This is a genomic window from Amycolatopsis sp. lyj-346 (genome assembly GCF_046548975.1).
Lineage (GTDB): Bacteria > Actinomycetota > Actinomycetes > Mycobacteriales > Pseudonocardiaceae > Amycolatopsis.
Genome location: NZ_JAJPWT010000004.1, coordinates 504,938 through 526,218 on the forward strand (window position 1 = coordinate 504,938; position 21,281 = coordinate 526,218).

The window sequence follows — 21,281 nt, forward strand, 5'->3', positions numbered from 1 at the left end:
TTGACGCCAGAGGAGTACGCGCCGTGAACCTCTTCGTGCGTGCGGCGGGTTTGGCCGCCGCGGTCACGGTGGCCGTGGGCCTCGCCGCCGCCCCGGCGTCCGCCGGGGCTTTCCCGATGTTCGCGTGGCCGTTCGAAGCGGGCCAGCAGGTCTACTCGGCGGGCATCCACTCCGACGACGGCAGCACCGGCGTGAAGAACGCGATCGACTTCAGCCCCGCGGACGGCACGGTCCGCGCGCCGCTGGCCGGCACGGCCCACCTGCAGCACTGCCCGGGCGGCGATTGGGTGACGCTCGACCACGACGGCGGCTGGCGGACCGGCTACTACCACCTGGAGGGCATCCGGGTCACCGACGGTGAGCACGTCGAGGCCGGGACGGTGCTCGGGTCGACCGGCAACGCGCTCCCGTGCGGCGGCAGCAGCACCGGCGCCCACGTCCACTTCACGCTCTGGACGCTCCCGGACGCGACCGCGGGCAACTGGGACGGCGTGTCGTTCGCCCGGATTTCGACCACGATCGCGGCGGCGTCGGGCGAGCCGGTCGACGGCAAAACCTTCGGCGGCTGGCGGTTCACGGCGGCGGCGGAGCAGTACTCGGGCACCGCGACGCACCTCGCGGACGGAGCGGTGGTCCGGCTGCCGGGCCGCTTCCGCGCGAGCCTCTGACACAGCCGAGCCCGCAAACCCGGCCGCTCTCGACACCTCGTCCCCAGCGCCCCAATGTGGCCTTCGGTGCGTTGAACGCACCGAAGGCCACCTTGGGTGCGTTCAACGCAACCAAGGCCACATTGGGGCGCTGTGCGTCGTGCCATCGCGGTTGCGCGTACTCACCGGCTGTGACCGCCGTCTCAGAATGTGAAGCGGGGGTTGGCCACCGGCGGCGTTCTCGGTTACCTTCTGGCTCAGGTCATGAGTGCCAGCGCGAAGCCCCGGCTTGCTGGCCGGCAACCCTCCTACCGCGGTGGGGTGCCCCGGGTGAAGACCGGGCCGGTCGCGCCGTGCGACGGGCAAGCGCGGGCCCCTCGCCGGGGTCCCCCGGATCGCCGAGGAGGCACCCGATGACTCTCGCCATCGACCGCACCCAGCTCGAAACCGTTGCCGCCCAGGACATCCCCGCCGTCGCGGGGGCGTCGCTGCGGGTGCCGCTGGTGACCGGCGGGGACATCGGCTACGCCAATCTCGACCACGCCGCGAGCGCGCCGTGTCTCGACGCCGTCCGCAGTGCCGTCGACGAGTTCCTGCCCTGGTACGCCAGCGTCCACCGCGGTGCCGGCTTCGCGTCGCAGGTGTCCACCAAGCTCTACGAACGCACCCGTGACGTCCTGCGCCGCTTCGTCGACGCGCGGCGGACCGACACCGTCGTCTTCACCCGCAACACCACCGATTCCTTCAACCTGCTCGCCCGCAGCCTGCCGCGGCACACCACGGTGATCGTGTTCGACACCGAGCACCACGCCGCGCTGCTGCCGTGGCAGGGCCCGAACGTCCGGCGGCTGCCGACCCCGCGCACCCGACTCGCCGCGGTGTCCGCTGTGGACGAAGCACTCGCGGACGCCCCGCAGGGGCCGCGGCTGGTCGTCGTCACCGGAGCGTCCAATGTGACCGGTGAGCTGCTCCCGGTGGCGGAAATCGCGGCCGTGGCGCGGAAACACGGCGCCCGGATCGCGCTCGACGCCGCCCAGCTGGCCCCGCACCGCCGGATCTCGATCAAGGAACTGGACGTCGACTACGTCGCCCTGTCCGGCCACAAGCTGTACGCGCCCTTCGGCGCGGGTGCGCTGATCGGCCGCGCCGACTGGCTGCGCGCGGCCCGCCCGTACCTCGCCGGCGGCGGCGCGACCAAGCTCGTCACCGGAGGCGCCGTCGTCTGGAACACCGGGCCGGAGCGCCACGAAGCCGGCTCGCCCAACACCGTCGGCGTGTACGCGCTCGGCGTCGCGTGCGAAACCCTCGGCGCGCACTGGGACGCCGTCGTCGAGCACGAGCAGGCCCTGCTCGCCCGGCTGCGCAAGGGCCTCGAAGGCATCCCGGGCTGCGCCGAGCTGCGGCTGTTCGACGCGCCGGTCGACCGGGTCGGCACGGTCAGCTTCGTCGTCGACGGCTTCGACCCGGGCTGGCTCGCCGCGGTGCTGTCGGCCGAGTACGGCATCGGCGTCCGCGACGGCGCCTTCTGCGCCCACATCGCGGCCAAGCGGCTGATCGGCGTCACCGGCGGCGACGGGCAGCAGGCCCTCCGCGTCAGCCTCGGCCTCGGCAGCACGGCGGACCACGTCGACCGCGTGGTCCTGGCGCTGCGGCAGATCGCCGCCCGCGGCGCCCGCTGGGAGTACGCGAAGGTGGACGGCCGCTGGGCGCCGGTGGGCGACCCGCGGGAGCTGCCGCCGTTCTGCTGAGCGCCGGCCTGGGCCGAGGGGGAGAGGGCCGCGTTTCTGGTTTCCGCCGGCGTTGCCGGGGTTCGCCGAGATCGGCTTGGCCGCGGCGCAGCTGCCGTCACGCCGGAGCCGGGCGGAAGCCGAGGCCGGTTCGTCCTGCTGACGACGGCCGCGTTCGCCCTGGTCGCCGTGGTGCTTTCGGCGGACATGGCGGGCGTGCTGGGTGCCGGCGGTGATCCTGCTCGCCGCCTTCACCGCCTCGCTGAGGGAAAAGCCGCGCGCCGAGCCGGTCGCCCGAGGCGAGGGGAGCGCACGGCGGTACGGGTGTTCGCGCTGGTCACGGCGGTGTTCCAGCCGCCGTCGGCGGGGGCGCTCGCCGACGGCGGGCGTGCTGCTGGCGGCCGCGTTCGCCGTGCTCCTGCGCCCGCGGCCGGACGGGCCCGCCGCGGCCTGGCCGGCGCCGTGGACAATGGACCGGTGAGCACCGAGCCCAGCCACTCCGAACCCGACGCCGCCGACCCCGCCGAGGCGGCGCCCGATCCCGCCGCCGATGCGCCCGAAAACCCGGAGGTCCCGGCGAAGCCGCTGCTGCCGAAGCGGCGGGTCGGCTGGGTCTTCGCGGTCGCCGTCGTGTTCTGGACGATCGACCTGGTGACGAAGAACCTGGTCGTCGCCAACCTGGAAGGCAAGGAGCCGCACCGGATCCTCGGCGGGCTGATCTACCTGCAGGTGATCCGCAACCCCGGCGCCGCGTTCTCGATGGCCACCGGCATGACGTGGGTGCTCGCCCTGGTCGCGCTCGCCGTGGTCATCGCGATCATCTGGCTGTCGCGGCGGCTGCGCTCGGTCGGCTGGGCGATCGGCCTCGGCCTCGTGCTCGCCGGCGCCACCGGCAACCTGACCGACCGCATCTTCCGCGCGCCCGGCGGGCTGCAGGGCCACGTCGTCGACTTCATCTCGGCGTTCGCCCCCAACGGCAAGGGCTTCGCGATCTTCAACATCGCCGACTCCGCGATCTGCGTCGGCGGCGCCCTGATCGTCCTGCTGTCGCTGCTGGGCAAGGACTACGACGGCACGTCGACCAAGGACAAGAAGAAGCAGGAGGAGCAGGCGTGACGTCGCGGATGCTCCCGGTGCCCGACGGGCTCGACGGGATGCGGGTCGACGCCGGCCTCGCCAAGCTGCTCGGGCTGTCCCGCACGGTCGTCGCCGAGCTCGCCGAGTCCGGGGACGTGCTGCTCGACGGCCGTCCCGCGGGCAAGTCCGACCGGCTTTCCGGCGGCGGCCTCCTGGAGATCACGCTGCCCGAACCGGCGAACCCGGTCGAGGTCGTCGCGCAGCCGGTCGACGGCATGCAGATCCTGCACGACGACGACGACATCGTGGTGATCTCGAAGCCGGTTGGCGTCGCGGTGCACCCGAGCCCGGGCTGGACCGGCCCGACCGTCGTCGGCGGCCTCGCCGCGACCGGCCTGCGCATCTCGACCTCCGGCGCGGCCGAGCGCCAGGGCGTGGTCCACCGGCTCGACGCGGGCACCACCGGGGTGATGGTGGTGGCCAAGAGCGAGCACGCCTACACCGTGCTGAAGCGCGCGTTCAAGGAACGCACGGTCGACAAGGGCTACCACGCGATCGTCCAGGGCCACCCGGACCCGATGCGCGGCACGATCGACGCCCCCATCGACCGCCACCCGCGCCACGACTACAAGTTCGCCGTCGTCCAGGGCGGCCGCCCGAGCGTGACGCACTACGAAGTCGTCGAGGCGTTCCGGGCGGCGTCGCTCGCACACATCAAGCTCGAAACCGGGCGGACGCACCAGATCCGCGTCCACTTCTCGGCACTGCGGCACCCCTGCGTCGGCGACCTGACCTACGGTGCCGACCCGGTGCTGGCCCGCCACCTCGGGCTCAACCGGCAGTGGCTGCACGCGAAGACACTGGGCTTCGCGCACCCCGCGGACGGCCGCTGGGTCGAGTTCGAGTCGGAGTACCCGGAAGACCTGGCGAAGGCACTGGAAACCCTGCGCGACGAAAGCTACTAGCGGGGCTTGTTCCGCCGAAGCCTCAGTCTTCGATCGACCAGGTCAGCGTGCGCTCGTCCGGCTCCGGCCGCGGGCTCCAGCGCACCGAAACCACCCGGGTGGCGTCCGGCAGGACGTACACCGTGTGGCCGCCCAGCGTCTCGCCCGGTTTGACGCCGATCTTGTGCGGCGGCCGGGACGTCAGCGACACCGGCGCCTTGCCGATGGCCTGGCCGTCGGGGGCGAGCAGTTCGAGGTAGTTGTCCGGCAGCGACGCGAACGGGATCGAGCCGCGGTTGGTGATCTCGGTGTGCACCACCACCGCGCGTTCGCCCTCCTCCAGGCGGTACCCGGCCGCGCTGAACAGGTAGTCGGCCGGGTCCTGGACCTCCAGGAGCTGCACCGACAGCTGCTCGCCCTCCAGGCCCTGGGTCTCCATGACCTCGCCGAGCCTGCCCCGCCTGCCGCCGGCGGGCCCGCTCGGCCGGGCGGGTTCGTCGCCGCGGGCCCACGACGCCGTCTGCGGCACGCCCCACGTGCTCACGGCCGGGTCGAGCGGAACCGGTGGCGGCGTGAACGGCGGGCGCGGCAGCTGCGGCCGGGGCGGCGGGCCGGGGTATCGCCCGGACGGCGTGCCCTGGACGTGGTGGGGTCCGGACGGCGTGCCCTGGACCTGGTGGGGCCCGGACGGCGTGCCCTGGACGTGGTAGGGCCCCGAGGGCGCGCCTTGCACGGTGTACGGCCCGGAAGGGGCGCCCTGGACGTTGTACGGCCCCGAGGGCGTGCCCTGGACCGGCGGGGGCATCGGCGGGCCGGGCGGCTGCGGCACGGGCGGTGCGGGCACCTGCTGCGGCACCGGCTGCGAAGGCGGCGGGAACTGCGGCTGCGGCCGGCCGGCCCACGACGGCGGCGCGCCGGCGATGGCCGCGCGGAGGCCGTTGGGGTCGCTTTCCACGCCGACGAGCAGGGGGAGCCCGCTGCCGGAGAGGGCGACCAGCCGGTAGGCGACCTCGCGGGGATCCATGCCGACCTTGGCCGCCAGCTCGTGCACGGCCGCCTTGCCGAGGTCGGCGAGCGCGGCGAGCAGACGGATATCCACGGGATCGGTCACGGCCACCCGGGAAACGCTACCGCCTGGCCGATCCGCGGTGCGGCAGGCCGTCCACCCCGGGCGACCGGCGCGGACGTTTTCTGTCGGTGATCTCCGTTAGGGTCGGCCGTGAGCACATCAGCCGAAGCTGGGGGTCCTGCCATGACCGCGGTCACCGAACTCGCCGACGAGTTCGTCGAAGCGCTGTTCGCCGCCGATCCGCTGACGCCGGCGGTGCTGGGCGTCCGCCCGGCGGAGCCCGGCCTGGCGGACCTGTCCGCCGAGGCCGAGCAGGCGTTCCGGGCCCGGTTCGTGGCCTTCCTCGAGCGTGCCCGCGCGCTGGACGTCGAGGGCCTCCCGGCGGCGGACCGGGTCACCCGCGAGGTGCTGATCACCACGGCGGAAAACCGCATCGCCTCGATCGACAGCCGGATGACCGAGTTCACCGTCACCGACCTGTCCGCCGGGCCCGCGGCCGGCCTGCTCATGACGTTGCCGATGACGACGGTGACGGCGGGCGAGACCGCGGAAGCCCAGCTCGGCAGGCTGGCCGCGATCCCCGGGTACCTCCGCCAGGCCGCGCGGCGGCACGCCGAAGGCATCGACGGCGGCCTGCTTCCGGTGGCCCACCTGGTCGACGCCGCGGTCGCGCACCTCGACCGCTACCTCGCCGACCCGGACGCCGACCCGCTGCGCCGCCAGCCCGCCCCGGACGAGGAGTTCGCGCGGCGGCGGGAGGAGCTGCTGGCCGGCGTCGTGCGGCCGGCCTTCGCCGAGTACCGCGAATTCCTGGTCACCGAGGTCAAGCCGCACGGGCGGCCCGCGGACCGGGCCGGCCTGTCGTGGCTGCCGGGCGGGGCCGGGACCTACGTCCGCATGGCGCGGATGCACACGACGACCGGGCTCACCCCGGAAGAGCTGCACCGGATCGGTCTCGACACCATCGAGGCGCTCGCCGTCGAGTACCGCGAGCTGGGGCTGAAGGTGTTCGGCACCGACGACCTCGCCGAGATCTTCGCGCGCCTGCGCTCCGACCCGGCGTTGCGCTGGCGCAGTGCGGACGAGCTGCTGGAGACCGCACGCACGGCCGTCGCCCGCGCGGCCGCGGAAGCCCCGAAGTGGTTCGGCCGGATCCCGGAGCAGCAGTGCACGGTCGAAGCCGTGCCGTCGGAGGTCGCGCCCGGCGCACCTGCGGCCTACTACCTGCGTCCGGCCGCCGACGGCTCGCGACCGGGCATCTACTTCGCGAACACCCACGAAGCCACCGAGCGGCTCCGGCACATGGCCGAGACGACCGCGTTCCACGAAGCGGTGCCGGGCCACCACTTCCAGCTCAGCATCGCGCAGGGGCTCACCGAGCTGCCGCTGCTGCGCCGCATCGGCAAGTTCAACGCCTACATCGAGGGCTGGGGGCTCTACAGCGAGCGCCTCGCCGACGAAATGGGCCTCTACTCCGACGACGTCGCCCGGCTCGGCATGCTGGCCGGCGACTCACTGCGGGCGGGCCGGCTGGTCGTCGACACGGGTTTGCACGCGCTGGGCTGGAGCCGTCAGCAGGCCGTCGACTACCTGCTGGAGCACACGCCGGAGGCGCGCGCCGAGATCGAGTCCGAAGTGGACCGTTACCTCGCGTGGCCGGGCCAGGCGCTCGGGTACATGGTGGGGCGCCTGGAGATCCAGCGGGCCCGCGCCCGCGCCGAGGAGCGGCTCGGCTCGCGGTTCGACGTCCGCGCGTTCCACGACCTGGTGCTGGCCGGCGGCTCGCTGCCGCTGTCGGTGCTCGCCGCCGTCGTCGACGAGTGGGTGGCCGGGCACGGCGACACCGTCGACGGCCTGGCGAGCGAGCTCGTCGAGCTGTCGTTCGAGCAGGAGCCGCTGTACCCGTCGGTGCTCGGCCTGCCCGGCGACCACGACCGGCTCGCCGACCAGACGCGGGCGGCGCAGGAGCGCTTCCGTGCGGCGTACACGGCCATCGCCGCCCGGGCGCGGGCCCTGGCCACCGACGACCTGACGCCGGAAGAAGCCGTCACGCGGGAGGTCGTGATCGCCTCCGCCGAGGTCGAGGCCGACCGGCTCGGCGCGCGGAGTGCCGATCTCGCGGTCAGCGACGGGCTCACCTCGCCCGCCCTCGGGCTGCTGATGTACCTGCCGTACTACAAGCTGGACGACGAAAAGAAGGCGCGCGGCTACCTGGCCCGGCTCGGCGCGATCGAGCCGTTCCTCGCCGACCTGGCCGAGCGCCAGCGCGAGAGCCTGGCCGAAGGGCTGGTGCCGCCGGCGTACCTGGCCCGCGTCGGCATCGAGTACATCGACCGCTACCTCGGCGCGCCGGACAGCGATCCGCTGAAGGTGGGCACGACGGCGGCGGTCGAGGGCTTCGACGCCGAGCGCGACCGGCTGCTCGCCGAGGTCGTCCACCCGGCGTACGCGCGGTACCGGGACTTCCTGCGCACGGAGGTCGAGCCGGCCGGGCGGCCCGACACCGCCCCGGGCATCTCCCACGTGCCGGGCGGGGCCGAGCGGTACGCCGCGCTGATCCGCGCGGAGACGACCACCGAGCGCACGGCGCAGGAGCTGCACGAGACCGGGCTGGCGCTGATCCGGCAGCTGGGGGAGGAGTACCGCGAGCTGGGCGCGAAGGTGTTCGGCACCACGGACCTCGCCGAAATCTTCGAGCGCCTGCGCACCGATCCGGCGTTGCGCTGGCGGGACGGCGAGGAGCTGCTGTCCGCGGCCCGCGACGCCATCGCCCGCGCCGAATCCGTCGCGCCGCGGTGGTTCTCGCGCATCCCGGCGGAGAAGTGCGAGGTCGCGCCGGTGCCGGAGGCCGACGCGGCGAGCGGCACCATCGCGTACTACCTCCAGCCGTCGCTCGACGGGACGCGCCCGGGCACGTACTACGCGAACACCCACGATGCGGAGAAGCGGCCGCGGTTCACCAGCGAGGCGATCGCGTTCCACGAAGCCGTGCCGGGGCACCACTTCCAGCTCAGCCTGGCCCAGGAGCTGCGCGACCTGCCGCTGCTGCGGCGGATCGGCATGTTCAACGCCTACGCCGAAGGCTGGGGGCTGTACGCCGAGCGCCTCGCGGACGAGATGGGCCTGTACTCCGACGACGTGTCGCGGCTGGGCATGCTGACGCAGGACTCGATGCGGGCGGGCCGGCTGGTCGTCGACACGGGCCTGCACGCGCTGGGCTGGAGCCGGCAGCAGGCGATCGATTTCCTGGTCGAAAACACGCCGATGGCGCGCATGGAGATCGAAGCCGAGATCGACCGGTACATCGGCTGGCCGGGGCAGGCGCTCGGCTACATGGTGGGGCGGCTGGAGATCCAGCGGCTGCGGGCCGAAGCCGAGCAGGCGCTGGGCGAGCGGTTCGACATCCGCGGGTTCCACGAGGTCGTGCTCGGCCACGGCATGCTGCCGCTGTCCGCGCTGGCCAAGGTGGTCACGGACTGGGTGGCCGAGCGGCCGGCCACGCCCGGACGGCTGGCCGACGAGCTCGTCGCGCTGAACTTCGAGCGGCAGCCGCTGTACCCGTCGGTGTTCGGCCTGCCCGGCGACCACGACCGGCTGCCCGATCCGAGCGCGGAGGCTCGGGCGCGGTTCCGTGCCGGGTACGCGGCGATCGCCGCGCGCGCCGAAGCGCTCGACCCCACCGGGCTGCCCGCCGAGGAGCGCGTCACCCGGGAAGTCGTGCTGTCCCAGGCGAAAGCGGCGATCGACGAGATCGACTCCCGCCGCGCCGACATCTCGGTCAGCGACGGGCTCGGCGCCCCGGCGCTGGAGCTGCTGCTCTACCTGCCGCAGACGGTGCTGGACGACGAGCCGAAGGTCCGCGGCTACCTGAGCAGGCTCGCCGGCATCGGCGGCTACCTCGACGCGCTGATCGGACGGCAGCGGGCGGCGGTGCGTGAAGGCCTGGTGCCGCCGGACTTCCTGGTGCGCATCGGCATCGACTACGTCGACCGCTACCTCGGCGCGCCGGAGAGCGATCCGCTGCGCGTGACACCGCCGGCGGCGTTCGACGGCTTCGAGGCCGAACGCGACCGGCTGCTCGCCGAGGTCGTCCGGCCCGCGTACGGGCGTTATCGCGCGTTCCTGGCCGACGAGGTCCTGCCGGTGGCGCGGCCCGAGACGTCGCCGGGCATCGGTGCCCTGCCGGGCGGGCCGGAGCGGTACGCCGCGCTGATCCGCGTCGAAACGACCACCGAGCGCACGGCGCAGGAGCTGCACGAGACCGGGCTGGCGATCATCGAGCGGCTGGGGGAGGAGTACCGCGAGCTGGGCGGGAAACTGTTCGGCACCACGGACCTCGCCGAGATCTTCGAGCGCATCCGGACCGATCCGGCGCTGCGCTGGCGGGACGGCGAAGAGCTGCTGGCCGGGGCCCGGGCCGCCATCACCCGCGCGGAAGCCGTGGCCGGGCAGTGGTTCTCCCGCGTACCGGACCAGAAGTGCCAGGTCGCGCCGGTGCCGGCGGCCGAGGCCACCAGCGGCACGATCGCGTACTACCTGCGGCCGTCGCTCGACGGCACGCGTCCGGGCGTCTATTACGCGAACACCCACGAAGCGGAGAAGCGGCCGCGGTTCACCAGTGAGGCCGTCGCGTTCCACGAGGCCGTGCCGGGGCACCACTTCCAGCTGTGCCTCGCGCAGGACCTCGCCGGCCTGCCGTTGCTGCGCCGGATCGCGCACGTCAACGCCTACGCCGAAGGCTGGGGGCTCTACGCCGAGCGGCTGGCCGACGAGATGGGCCTGTACTCCGACGACGTGTCGCGGCTGGGCATGCTGACGCAGGACTCGATGCGGGCGGGCCGGCTGGTCGTCGACACGGGCCTGCACGCGCTCGGGTGGAGCCGGCAGCAGGCCGTCGACTACCTCGCCGAGCACACCCCGATGGCCCGGCTGGAGATCGAGGCGGAGATCGACCGGTACGCTGCAGACCCGGGGCAGGCGCTCGGCTACATGGTGGGGCGGCTGGAGATCCAGCGGCTGCGGGCCGAGGCCGAGCAGGCCTTGGGCGCGGCGTTCGACATCCGCGAGTTCCACGACGTCGTGCTGGGCAGCGGGACCCTGCCGCTGCCGGTGCTGTCCGGCGTGGTCGCCGAGTGGGTGTCGCAGCGCCGTGACACCCCCGGGAAGCTCGCCGACGAGTGCCTGGAGCTGATGTTCGAGGCGCAGCCGTTGTTCCCGTCGCTGTACGGCCTGCCGGGCACGCACGACAAGCTCGCCGACCAGACCGCCGAAGCCGCCGCGCGGTTCCGCGCCGGGCTCGCCGGCCTCATCGCGCGGGCGGAGGCCATCGACCCGGCCGGGCTGGCGCCGGCCGAACGGGTCACCCGGGACGTCGTGATCTGGCAGGCCCGCACCCAGATCGACGTGCTCGACTCCGGCCGGGCCGACATCGCGGTGAGCGACGGGCTGGCCGCGCCGGCCCTCGAACTGCTGATGGAGCTGCCGCAGACGATCCTCGACGACGACGTCAAGGCGCGCGGCTACCTGAGCAGGCTCGCCGCCGTCGGCACGTACCTGGACCAGCTGATCGAGCGGCAGCGGGCCGCGCTCGCCGCGGGGCTGACGCCGCCGGAGTTCCTGGCCCGCATCGGCGTCGGCTACGTCGAGCGGTACCTCGCCGCCCCGGACAACGACCCGCTGAAGGTGCCGGTCCGGGGCCTGGAGGCCGAGCGCGACCGGTTGCTGGCCGAAGTGGTGTGGCCGGCGTACCGGCGGTACCGGGACTTCCTGGCCGACGAGGTCGTCCCGGTGGGCCGGCCCGAGACGTCGCCGGGGATCGGCGACCTGCCGGGCGGGCCGGAGCGGTACGCGGCCCTGATCCGGGCCGAGACGACGACCGAGCGCACGCCACAGGACCTGCACGACACCGGCCTGGCGATCATCGAGCGGCTGGCGGAGGAGTACCGCGAGCTGGGTGCCGAGCTGTTCGGCACGACCGAGCTCGCGGAGATCTTCGAGCGGATCCGCACGGACCCGGCCCTGCGCTGGCGTGACGGCGACGAGCTCCTGGAATCCGCCCGGGCGACGATCACGCGGGCGGAAGCCGTGGCGCCGCAATGGTTCTCGCGCGTGCCGGAGCAGCGGTGCCAGGTCGCCCCGGTGCCGGACGCGGAGGCCGAAAGCGGCTCGATCGCCTACTACATCGAGTCGTCGCTCGACGGTTCGCGGCCGGGCACGTACTACGCCAACACGCGCGACGCGGACCAGCGGCAGCGGACGCTGAGCGAGTCCGTGGCGTTCCACGAAGCCGTGCCGGGCCACCACTTCCAGCTGACCCTCGCCCAGCAGCTGACCGACGTTCCGCTGCTGCGCCGGATCGGCATGTTCAACGCCTTCTGCGAGGGCTGGGGTCTGTACGCCGAGCGGCTGGCCGACGAGATGGGGCTGTACTCGGACAGCACGGCCCGGCTCGGCCTGCTCACGCAGGATTCGATGCGCGCGGCCCGGCTGGTGGTGGACACGGGCCTGCACGCGCTGGGCTGGAGCCGTCAGCAGGCGGTTGATTACCTGGTCGAGAACACGCCGATGGCCCAGATCGAGATCGAGGCGGAGATCGACCGGTACGCGGGCCACCCGGGCCAGGCGCTCAGCTACATGGTGGGCCGCCTGGAGATCGAGCGCCTGCGCGCCGAGGCCGAGCGCGAGCTGGGCGAGGCGTTCGACATCCGCGAGTTCCACGACACGGTCCTGGGCAGCGGAACCCTCCCCCTGCCGGTCCTGGCGGACGTGGTGGCCGGCTGGGTGCAAACCCGATCCGCAAAGGCCCCCCAGTGACGGCGGCGGCACCGGACTGCGCGGCGGCGGGCCTGGCCGGCGGCGCGAGCCGCGAAGGGCGGTCGGTGGTGGTGGCCGATCGTGCGGCGGCGGGTCCGCGGGACGTGACGGTGGCAGCGCAGCTGGCCGGCGGCGCGGCTCGTCCGTGGCGAAGGGTGATGGCGGCAGCGCAGCCGGGCGGTGGTGCGGGCTGCGGAGGGCGGTCGGTGGTGGTGGCCGGTCGTGCGGCGGCGGGTCCGCGGGACGTGACGGTGGCAGCGCAGCCGGCCGGTGGCGCGGCTCGCTCGTGGCGGGGCGTAATGGCGGCGGTGGGCCTGGCGGGCGGCGCGAGCCGCCCGTGGCGAAGTGGGGTCGGCGTGGCCGGCTGTTCGGCGGCGTGGGCCGCCCGGGACGAGGAGTGAACGTGACCTGGCTCGAGCTTGCCGACGACACCCCGTTCGGCCTGCACAACCTGCCCTACGGCGTCTTCTCCGTCGGCGGGGCGCCCGAACGGCGGGTCGGCGTGCTGGTCGGCGATCAGGTGCTCGACCTGACTGCCGCGGCCGCCGGGACCGCCGCCGCCTTCGCGCCGCTGCTCACCGGCGGTGTGCTCAACCCGCTGCTCGCCGCCGGGCCCGCCACCTGGCGGGAAGTCCGCGAAAGCGTCACCGAGTGGCTGACCGAGCCGCGCTTCGCCGATCAGCTCCGGCCGCACCTGGTGCCACTGGCCGAGGTGACCACGCACCTCGCGTTCGAGGTCGCCGACTACGTCGACTTCTACTCCAGCGAGCACCACGCCCTCAACGCCGGCCGGATCTTCCGCCCGGACGCGGCCGAGCTCCCGCCCAACTGGAAGCACCTGCCGATCGGCTACCACGGCCGGGCCGGCACCGTCGTCGCGTCGGGTACGCCGGTCGTCCGGCCGCACGGGCAGCGCAAGCCCCGCAACGCCGACGCCCCGTCCTTCGGCCCGTCACAGCGGCTGGACATCGAGGCGGAGGTCGGGTTCGTCGTCGGCACTCCGTCCACTGCGGGCACCCGGGTGTCCACATCGGACTTCGCCGGCCACGTGTTCGGCGTCTGCCTGGTCAACGACTGGTCGGCGCGCGACATCCAGGCCTGGGAGTACCAGCCGCTGGGCCCGTTCCTCGGCAAGTCGTTCGCCACCTCGGTGTCGCCGTGGATCGTGCCGCTGGCCGCGCTGGACCACGCGCGCGTCGACGGCCCGCCGCAGGATCCGGAGCCGTTCGAATACCTCCGGACCACCGAAAAATGGGGGCTGGACCTGGCGCTGGAAATCCGGCTCAACGGCCACCTGGTGTCGAGCCCGCCGTTCGCGACCCAGTACTGGACGGCCCCGCAGCAGCTGGCGCACATGACGGTCAACGGCGCGAGCCTGCGCACGGGCGACCTGTTCGCCTCGGGCACGGTGACCGGTCCCGAGCGTGACCAGCGAGGCTCCTTCCTCGAGCTGTCCTGGGGTGGCCAGGAGCCCCTGGCGCTGCCGGGCGGCGTGACCCGGACGTTCCTCGAGGACGGCGACGAGGTGGTGATCAGCGCGACCGCGCCCGGCCCGGACGGAACCCGGATCGGCTTCGGCGACGTGCGGGGGACGGTGGTCGCGGGCTGAAGTGGCGGTGCCCACACCGGCAACCGCCGGACAGCGCGCATAATGACCTGCGACTAAGCGCTTGCTCACCACGGGAGGACGCCCATGAAGATCGGGACCGGGATCAGCTACTCCGGAGGCTTCGCCGAAAGCGTCGCCGATGTCGTCGAACTGGAGAAGGCCGGCCTCGACGTCGTCTTCGTGCCGGAGGCGTACTCGTTCGACGCGGTCAGCCAGCTCGGCTACCTGGCCGCGAAGACCGAGCGCGTCCAGCTGGCGTCCGGCATCTTCCAGATCTACACCCGCACGCCGACGCTGACCGCGATGACCGCGGCCGGTCTCGACTTCGTCTCCGACGGGCGGTTCATCCTCGGGCTCGGGGCGTCCGGCCCGCAGGTCATCGAGGGCTTCCACGGCGTGAAGTACGACGCGCCGCTGGGCCGCACCCGCGAGATCGTCGACGTCTGCCGCCAGGTGTGGCGCCGCGAGCGGGTGGTGCACGAGGGCAAGCACTACACGATCCCGCTGCCGCCCGAGCAGGGCACCGGGCTCGGCAAGCCGCTGAAGCTGATCAACCACCCCGTGCGGGAGCGGATCCCGGTGCTGCTGGCCTCGATCGGCCCGAAGAACGTGGCGCTGACGGCCGAGATCGCCGAGGGCTGGCAGCCGATCTTCTTCCACCCGGAGAAGGCCGCCGACGTCTGGGGCGCGTCCCTGGCCGAGGGCAAGGCCAAGCGCGACGCGGCGCTGGGCGAGCTGGACACGTTCGTGTCGGTCGCCCTGGCCATCGGCGACGACGTCGAGCCGCTGCTCGACCACCTGCGGCCGGTGCTGGCCCTGTACATCGGCGGAATGGGCGCGCGGGGCAAGAACTTCTACAACGACCTCGCCCGCCGCTACGGCTACGAGGCCGAGGCGAAGCTGATCCAGGACCTGTACCTGGACGGCAAGAAGGAAGAAGCGGCCGCGGCGGTCCCGGTCGACCTGCTGCGCGCGATTTCCCTGGTCGGCCCGGCGGGCTACGTGAAGGAGCGCGTGGCGGCCTTCGCCGAGGCCGGCGCGACGACGCTGGTGGTGAACCCCCTGCAGCCGGGCCGCGAAGCCCGCGTGGCGGCGGTGTCACAGCTGCGCGAGCTGATCGGCTGACCCCGGCCGTGCCATGAACGGCTCTTTCGTGGCGTCCGATGTCAGGAAAGAGTCGTTCATGACGTTCCGGGCAGCCGGGTGTCAGGCCGGAGTCGCGTAGACCGCCACCCGCGTGTTGCCCAGCCCCGTGCTGTCGTACGTGCCGTTGCTGGTGATCAGGCGCAGCTCCGGGCCCGTTCCCGCCGGGGCCACCAACGTGCTGTCCGGCTCGCCGGCCGGGAACACCACCGTCCGGCGGACCGTGAACCGGGACTCCTGGCCCCTCGCGTCGCGGACCACGATCGTCGCGTCCGGCTTCAGGGCGGCCAGCCGGGCGAACGCGCCGGCCGCGTAGCCGAAGCTCGCGTGCGCCGACAACACCGCCACCCCTCGCGCGCCCGGCGCCGGCCCGTCGGCGAACCAGCCGAGGCCCCGCGCCGTGCCGGGCTGCTCGCGGCGGCCGTCGATGTGGCCGAGGGCGACCACGTGGTTCAGCGTCAAGCCGAGGTCGGGGATCAGCACCGCCGCCGGGGGAGCTCCGGCCGCCGGGGTGCCGGCACCCGCGGCCGGGGTGACCGCGGCCGGCGCGAGCACCGACGTGACGCCGAGCAGCACGCAGCCGAGCCCCGCCACGACCGCGAGCACGACGGCGGCCGGCCGCACGAGCTCGGCTCGCCGCTCGGGCCGTTGTCTCTCGCTTCCCTGCTCCACGCCGGTTCCGATGTCCGAACAATCGCTCCGCGGCGGCTGGCGTTACCGAATCGTGTCCGGTGGCACCCCGGTTCACTCGTTCGGGTTATCTCACTGTGACCTTCGCGTCAGGAACAGCCACCTGAAGGGCGGCAATTGCGGAAATGTCCCGCACTGACCGGTGAGATCCGACATCATTGCTGGTTTCGAACCTTCGAACTGGGGATATTCACCAGGCGGAAGTGAGGTGCGCCGAGCAGTGCGAAACGGAAAAGAGCCCGCGGTGGGCGTGCTGGACGTCGGTTCGTTCAGTGCTCGGCTCGTGGTGGTGCCGGTGGACGGCTCACCCCGCGAACCCGTGGTCAACCACCAGACGCGGCTGCGCCTGGACCGCGAGCTCGACGTCCGTGGCCGCCTCTCCGACCGGGGCATCGACGCCGTCACGGCCGCCGTCGCGGCGGGCATGACCACGGCGTACCGCCACGGCGTCAGCGACGTCTACCCGCTCGCGACGTCCTCGATCCGGGATGCGGCCAACGCGGCGGACGTCGTCCGGCACGTCGCCGGCGAGACCGGGGTCGAGCTGCGGTTCCTCTCCGGCCGCCGCGAGGCCGAACTGACCTACCTGGCCGCCCGCCGCTGGTACGACGCCGAACCCGGGCCGATGCTCGTGCTCGACATCGGGGGCGGGACGGTCGAGCTGGCCGCCGGCTCCGGCGAGCAAGCCACGTTCGCCCGCTCGCTGCCGCTGGGCGCCCGCTCGATGACGCGGGACTGGCTGCCGTCCGAGCGCGTGTCGAACAAGCAGGTCAAGGCGCTGCGCACGCACGCCCTCGACGTCGTGACCACCACGCTCGGCGCCGCCGACGTCGACGATCCGCGGGTCGTCGGCTGCTCGAAGGTGCTGCAGCAGCTCGCGCGGCTGGCCGGCGCCCGTCCCGGCAAGTGCAAGGAGCTGCGGCTCGACGACCTCCGTGCGTGGATCCCACGGCTCGCCGCGCTGCCGCCGTCGAAGCGCGCGGAACTGCCGGGCATCTCCCGCAGCCGCGCTCACCAGGCGCTGGCCGGTGCGATCGTCGCGGAGGCCCTGCTGACGGTGGCCGGCGGCAAGGTGACGATCTGCCCCTGGTCGACCCGCGACGGCCTGCTGCTCACCCTGCAGGACAAGGCGCGCGCGGCGGCGGGGACGCACGCGGCCTGATTGCTGGCCGTCACCGGGAAAACCGGGTATTCCGGAAAGCATGAGCGAGCAGCAGCGCCTCCACGGCCGTGACGACGAAGACGAAGAGCTCCCGAAGCTCCCGACCCCCGGCAAGCTGACGCACGACGTGCCGACCGCCCCGGACCCGGACGTGAGCCCGGGTGGGACCGAGGAGATCCCGGCCCCACCCGGACGTGACGCCGCTAGCGACCTTCCACGGTGATCGGGTTCGCCGGCTCCGCGTACTGACGCACCGCTTCCGAGTCACGCCGCATCGGGGCGCGGCCGGCCGGCTGCTTCGGCGGCGGACCGGCGTCGAGCTTCGGCACGGCGTACCGCTGCGGCTCCGCGGTGATCGTGATGCGCTCGCCGTGGTGCAGCACTTCCAGGGGCGACCCGGCAACCACGTGGTAGGTGGCCTGGTCGGGATCGATCTCGACCTGGAACCGGGTGCCGCGGAACATCAGGCGGAAGGTGATCCGCTCCAGCTGCGGGGGCAGCCGCGGCGCGAACGCGAGCGTCCCGCCGTGGTCGCGCAGGCCGCCGAACCCGGCGACGGCGCCCTGCCACGCGCCGGCCAGCGACGCCATGTGCAGGCCGTTGCGCACGTTGTTGTGCACGTCGTGCAGGTCGGTCAGCGCGGCTTCGGCGAGGTAGTCGTAGGCCAGCTCCAGGTGCCCCACCTCGGCGGCGATGACCGCCTGCGTTCCCGCCGACAGCGAAGAATCGCGCACGGTCCGTGCTTCGTAGTAGGCGAAGTTCCGGGCTTTTTCCTCCTGGCTGAAGGAATCGCCGCACAGGTGCAGCGCCAGCACCAGGTCCGCCTGTTTGACGACCTGCTTGCGGTAGAGGTCGAAGTACGGGTAGTGCAGCAGCAACGGGTAGTGCGCCGGGTCGGTGCCCGCGTAGTCCCACTCGTCGTGGTCGAGGAACCCCTCCGACTGCGGGTGCACGCCGAGTTCTTCGTCGTAGGGCAGGTACATCGTCGCCGCGGCCGCGCGCCAGGAGTCCAGCTCGACGGTGTCGACGCCGAACCGCGCCGCCACGTCCGGGTGCCGCTCGCACGACTCCGCCGCCGCCAGCAGGTTCCGCCGCGCCATCAGGTTCGTGTAGACGTTGTTGTCCGCCACCGCCGAGTACTCGTCCGGCCCGGTGACGCCGTCGATGCGGAACGCGCCGTGCCGGTCGTGGTGGCCCAGCGACGCCCACAGCCGCGCGGTTTCCAGCAGCAGCTCGGTGCCGTAGTCGCGCTCGAACTGCTCGTCGCCGGTCGCGGTGAGGTAGCGCAGGACGGCGTCGGCGATGTCCGCGCTGACGTGGAACGCCGCCGTGCCCGCCGGCCAGTACGCCGAGCACTCGGCGCCGTTGATCGACCGCCACGGGAACGCCGCGCCGCGCAACCCCAGCTGGTGGGCGCGTTCCCGCGCTTTGTCCATGGTGGAATGACGCCAGCGGAGGGCATCGCGCGCCGCGTCGGGGATGGTGTAGGTCAGCACCGGGAGGACGAAGGACTCGGTGTCCCAGAAGGCGTGTCCGTCGTAGCCCGGTCCGGTCAGCCCCTTGCCGGCGATCGCGCGGCTCTCGCCGCGGGCCCCGGCCTGCAGGATGTGGAACAGGGCGAAGCGGACGGCCTGCTGCAGTTCGGGGTCCCCGCCGATCTCGATGTCCGAGGTGGCCCAGTAGTCGTCCAGGAACTCGCGCTGCTCGGTGAGCAGGCCCTTCCAACCCGTCTGGCGGGCGCCGGCCAGCGCCGCCTCGACCTGCGAACGCAGCGCCGGCACCGAGCGCTGCGCCGACCAGCCGTAGGCGAGGAACTTGGTGATCCGCAGCCGCCCGCCTTTCGGCACGTCGACGGCGACGGTCAGCCGCGCGAGGTCCTCCTCGGCGTGGATGCGGGCGCGGATCCCGTCGTCCACCTCGATCTTGTGGTCCATCGCCGCGGCCATCCGCAGCCCGGACCGGCGGGTCTGGTGCACCAGCACGGCGTTGTACTCCGACGCGCGGTGGAACTGGCCCACCAGCGGCGATTCCAGCGCCGCGGCCACCCGCGGGTCGCTGGTGTCGGACTCGATCGGCTCGTTGGCCAGCAGGTCGGACTGCACGACCAGCTGCAGGTCCTCGTCGAGCGGCTCGACCTCGTACCGGATCGCGGCGATCGCGCGCTGGGTGAACGACACCAGCCGCTCGGTGCGCACGCGGACCCGCCGTCCGGTCGGCGACGACCACTCCGTGGTCCGGCTCAGCGTGCCCTTGCGGAAGTCGAGCACGCGGTCGTGCGCGGTGGCCGCGCCGTAGCGCATGTCGAGCGGTTCGTCCTCGACGAGCAGCCGGATGATCTTGCCGTCGGTCACGTTGACGACGGTCTGGCCTTCTTCGGGGTAGCCGTAGCCGGCCTCGGCGTAGGGGAGTTCGTGCTGCTCGTAGAACCCGTTGAGGTACGTGCCGGGCAGCCCGCGCGGCTCGGCCTCCTCGAGGGTGCCGCGCAGCCCGATGTGGCCGTTGGACACCGCGAACGCCGATTCGGTGCGCTGCAAGGCGTCGACGTCCATGCCACGCCACCGCAGTTCCCAGGGCGCGCTCTCGTAGCCGTGCGGTTCGGTCATCGGTCCTCCAGGAGGTCGGCGAGGTCGTCGACGACGATGTCGGCCCCGTGGGCCCGCAGTTCCGCGGCCTGGTCGGCGCGGTTCACGCCCACGACGTACCCGAAGCCGCCGGCTTTCCCGGCCGCGACGCCGGACTGGGCGTCCTCGAAGACGGCCGCGTGCGCGGGCTCGACGCCGAGCGCCGCGGCGCCGGCCAGGAACGAGTCCGGCGCCGGCTTGCCGCGCAGGTGCTGTTCGCGGATCACGATGCCGTCGATGCGTGCTTCGACGTATTTGCTGAGGTCGGCGCCGTCGAGGACCTTCGCGCCGTTGGCCGACGACGTCACGACGGCGATCCGCAGCCCGGCGGCCTTGGCGGCTTCGAGGTAGCGCACCGAACCGGGGTACGGGTTGACGCCGCGCTCGTCGATGATCTTGAGGACCAGCTCGTTCTTGCGGTTGCCCACGCCGTTGACGGTCGGGGCGTCCACCGGGTCGTCCGGCTCGCCCTCGGGCAGCACGATCCCCCGTGACCGCAGGAACTCCCGCACGCCGTCGGCGCGCGGGCGGCCATCCACGAAGGTTGCGTAGTCGAGGTCGGTGAACTCCGCGAACCCGGCGCCGTCGCGGGCGCGGAGGAATTCGTCGAACGTCCGCTTCCAGGCCTCGCGGTGGAGGATCGCCGTGCCGGTCAGCACTCCGTCGAGGTCGAACAGGCAGGCGGTGATGGTCTCGGGCAATCCCGTCATGCCCGCACGCTACCGGTCTTCGGCGGCTTCCGCGGGCTGTTGGGGGTGCGGCCGTACGTGGTGGATGAGCTCGTGCACGATGGCGTCCGCCAGCCGGTACCGCACCACCCGGCCGGTGCGTTGCGGCGTGACCAGCCCGTGTGCCCGCAGCAACCGCAGCGCCTGCGACACCGCCGTGTCGGTCATGCCGGTGGCCGCGGCCAGATCGGTGACGCTGATCTCGCGGGCGTAGTGGATGCAGACCAGCAGCGCCAGCCGTGAGGGATCGGCGAGCACGGAGAAGCGCCGGGCCCATTCGTCGATGACGGCGCGGTCGCCCAGCCCGTCGACCGCCGCCGCGACGCGTTCCGGGTCGATCAGCTTGCGGTCGGTGTCCACCCCCGGATGATTTCACCCCGGTCGCGGGCGGACCACCGGTGGTCCGGGTCACGCCGCGCTTGACGCTCCCGCTGGAGACCGCCCGGCTCGGCGCCACGATGTCCGGCCTGGAGTACCTGCGGGCGATCGCCGAGGGCCGCGTCCCGCCGGCGCCGATCGCCGCGCACTTCGGCCTGCGCTGGGAGCGCATCGAGGCGGGTGAGGTGGTCGCGGTCGCCGAGCCGGACGAGTCGCTGTACAACCCGATCGGCATGGTTCACGGCTGTGGCGGCCGCGATGCTGGACTCGGTGGTCGGCTGCGCGGTCCACACCACGCTCCCGGCCACGGCGTCGGGGACCTGCGTCATCACGCGCTAAGCCTGCTGCTTGACGTCCCAGTGCTCGACGAGCAGGCCGTCCTCGACGCGCAGGATGTCGACGACGGCGAGCCCGGCCACGTGCAGGTGCACGGCGACGAGGTCGTTCTCCGCGACGACGTGCCGGATCACCGCGGTCGCGCCGGCGAGCGGGGAGTTCTTCACGGCGTCGGCGAACGCCTCGCGCCCGGAGGGCAGCCCGGGGCTGTGGGTGACGAAATCGGGGTGCAGCGCGGCCTTCGCGGCGTCGAAGTCCTGGCGTGCGAACAGGTTTTCCAGGCAGTCGACGACGATCTTGCGGTTCTTCGCGGATTCGCTCATGCCGTCGATCGTCG

Annotated in this window: 17 protein-coding genes and 1 riboswitch; of the genes, 11 read left to right on the plus strand and 6 right to left on the minus strand. The window is 73.1% G+C overall.

Translation table 11 applies throughout. The features are described from left to right. The first annotated feature begins 23 nt into the window (after positions 1 to 23). The 5 genes from ACLJQE_RS17305 (at position 24) to ACLJQE_RS17325 (ending at position 4,416) form a co-directional block, all read left to right on the plus strand. On the plus strand, positions 24 to 668 hold the full coding sequence (locus ACLJQE_RS17305; RefSeq protein WP_410640238.1) for a M23 family metallopeptidase: 645 nt from the start codon (positions 24 to 26) through the stop codon (positions 666 to 668). 239 nt (positions 669 to 907) lie between these two features. Beyond that, positions 908 to 1,022: riboswitch (SAM riboswitch) on the plus strand. A gap of 38 nt (positions 1,023 to 1,060) precedes the next feature. Then, on the plus strand, positions 1,061 to 2,395 hold the full coding sequence (locus ACLJQE_RS17310) for an aminotransferase class V-fold PLP-dependent enzyme (protein WP_410640239.1): 1,335 nt from the start codon (positions 1,061 to 1,063) through the stop codon (positions 2,393 to 2,395). 211 nt (positions 2,396 to 2,606) lie between these two features. Continuing rightward, the gene (locus tag ACLJQE_RS17315) at positions 2,607 to 2,855 is read left to right on the plus strand and encodes a hypothetical protein (protein WP_410640240.1); all 249 of its coding nucleotides are present in this window, start codon (positions 2,607 to 2,609) and stop codon (positions 2,853 to 2,855) included. After that, positions 2,852 to 3,490 carry a signal peptidase II gene (gene lspA / locus ACLJQE_RS17320; protein ID WP_410640241.1) on the plus strand — a complete coding sequence of 213 codons (639 nt, stop codon included), beginning with the start codon at positions 2,852 to 2,854 and terminating at the stop codon, positions 3,488 to 3,490. The genes ACLJQE_RS17315 and lspA overlap by 4 nt, the downstream gene beginning before the upstream one ends. Continuing rightward, on the plus strand, positions 3,487 to 4,416 hold the full coding sequence (locus ACLJQE_RS17325) for an RluA family pseudouridine synthase (RefSeq protein WP_410640242.1): 930 nt from the start codon (positions 3,487 to 3,489) through the stop codon (positions 4,414 to 4,416). Before lspA ends, ACLJQE_RS17325 begins: the two co-directional genes overlap by 4 nt. A 22-nt stretch (positions 4,417 to 4,438) precedes the next feature. Here ACLJQE_RS17325 and ACLJQE_RS17330 read toward each other — a convergent pair whose 3' ends face one another. Beyond that, a complete protein-coding gene (locus ACLJQE_RS17330; RefSeq protein ID WP_410640243.1) occupies positions 4,439 to 5,512 on the minus strand; it encodes an AsnC family protein in 1,074 nt (357 codons plus the stop codon). 135 nt (positions 5,513 to 5,647) lie between these two features. Between ACLJQE_RS17330 and ACLJQE_RS17335 the strand changes: the two genes are divergently transcribed. The 4 genes from ACLJQE_RS17335 to ACLJQE_RS17350 all read left to right on the plus strand — a co-directional run bounded on the left by ACLJQE_RS17335 (position 5,648) and on the right by ACLJQE_RS17350 (position 15,011). Then, positions 5,648 to 12,277 (plus strand): DUF885 domain-containing protein, encoded by a 6,630-nt coding sequence (locus ACLJQE_RS17335; protein WP_410640244.1) that lies wholly within the window; start codon positions 5,648 to 5,650, stop codon positions 12,275 to 12,277. After that, positions 12,274 to 12,678, plus strand: a complete 405-nt coding sequence (locus tag ACLJQE_RS17340; RefSeq protein WP_410640245.1) for a hypothetical protein — start codon at positions 12,274 to 12,276, stop codon at positions 12,676 to 12,678. The genes ACLJQE_RS17335 and ACLJQE_RS17340 overlap by 4 nt, the downstream gene beginning before the upstream one ends. Then, positions 12,675 to 13,886, plus strand: a complete 1,212-nt coding sequence (gene fahA / locus ACLJQE_RS17345; RefSeq protein ID WP_410640246.1) for a fumarylacetoacetase — start codon at positions 12,675 to 12,677, stop codon at positions 13,884 to 13,886. Before ACLJQE_RS17340 ends, fahA begins: the two co-directional genes overlap by 4 nt. A gap of 84 nt (positions 13,887 to 13,970) precedes the next feature. After that, the gene (locus ACLJQE_RS17350; RefSeq protein ID WP_410640247.1) at positions 13,971 to 15,011 is read left to right on the plus strand and encodes an LLM class F420-dependent oxidoreductase; all 1,041 of its coding nucleotides are present in this window, start codon (positions 13,971 to 13,973) and stop codon (positions 15,009 to 15,011) included. Between the two features lie 81 nt (positions 15,012 to 15,092). Here the strand turns inward: ACLJQE_RS17350 and ACLJQE_RS17355 are convergent, their stop codons facing one another. Further along, on the minus strand, positions 15,093 to 15,701 hold the full coding sequence (locus ACLJQE_RS17355) for a class F sortase (RefSeq protein WP_410640248.1): 609 nt from the start codon (positions 15,699 to 15,701) through the stop codon (positions 15,093 to 15,095). Positions 15,702 to 15,939: 238 nt separating this feature from the next. On the opposite strand from ACLJQE_RS17355, the gene ACLJQE_RS17360 reads away from it, so the two are divergent. After that, on the plus strand, positions 15,940 to 16,881 hold the full coding sequence (locus ACLJQE_RS17360) for a Ppx/GppA phosphatase family protein (protein WP_410640249.1): 942 nt from the start codon (positions 15,940 to 15,942) through the stop codon (positions 16,879 to 16,881). A gap of 40 nt (positions 16,882 to 16,921) precedes the next feature. Continuing rightward, entirely contained in the window at positions 16,922 to 17,104 is a 183-nt protein-coding gene (locus ACLJQE_RS17365) for a hypothetical protein (protein WP_206793522.1), read from the plus strand. Here ACLJQE_RS17365 and ACLJQE_RS17370 read toward each other — a convergent pair. From ACLJQE_RS17370 to ACLJQE_RS17385, 4 genes are all read right to left on the minus strand, one after another. Next, positions 17,085 to 19,484, minus strand: coding sequence for a glycoside hydrolase family 65 protein (locus tag ACLJQE_RS17370; RefSeq protein ID WP_410640250.1), 2,400 nt, complete (start codon positions 19,482 to 19,484; stop codon positions 17,085 to 17,087). The two genes, ACLJQE_RS17365 and ACLJQE_RS17370, sit on opposite strands and share 20 nt — an antisense overlap. Then, complete coding sequence (locus tag ACLJQE_RS17375; protein ID WP_410640251.1) at positions 19,481 to 20,212, minus strand: HAD family hydrolase; 732 nt, start codon at positions 20,210 to 20,212, stop codon at positions 19,481 to 19,483. Before ACLJQE_RS17375 ends, ACLJQE_RS17370 begins: the two co-directional genes overlap by 4 nt. 9 nt (positions 20,213 to 20,221) lie before the next feature. Next, on the minus strand, positions 20,222 to 20,590 hold the full coding sequence (locus tag ACLJQE_RS17380; protein WP_410640252.1) for an ArsR/SmtB family transcription factor: 369 nt from the start codon (positions 20,588 to 20,590) through the stop codon (positions 20,222 to 20,224). Between the two features lie 353 nt (positions 20,591 to 20,943). Next, positions 20,944 to 21,267 (minus strand): nuclear transport factor 2 family protein, encoded by a 324-nt coding sequence (locus ACLJQE_RS17385; RefSeq protein ID WP_410640253.1) that lies wholly within the window; start codon positions 21,265 to 21,267, stop codon positions 20,944 to 20,946. Positions 21,268 to 21,281 lie beyond the last annotated feature (14 nt).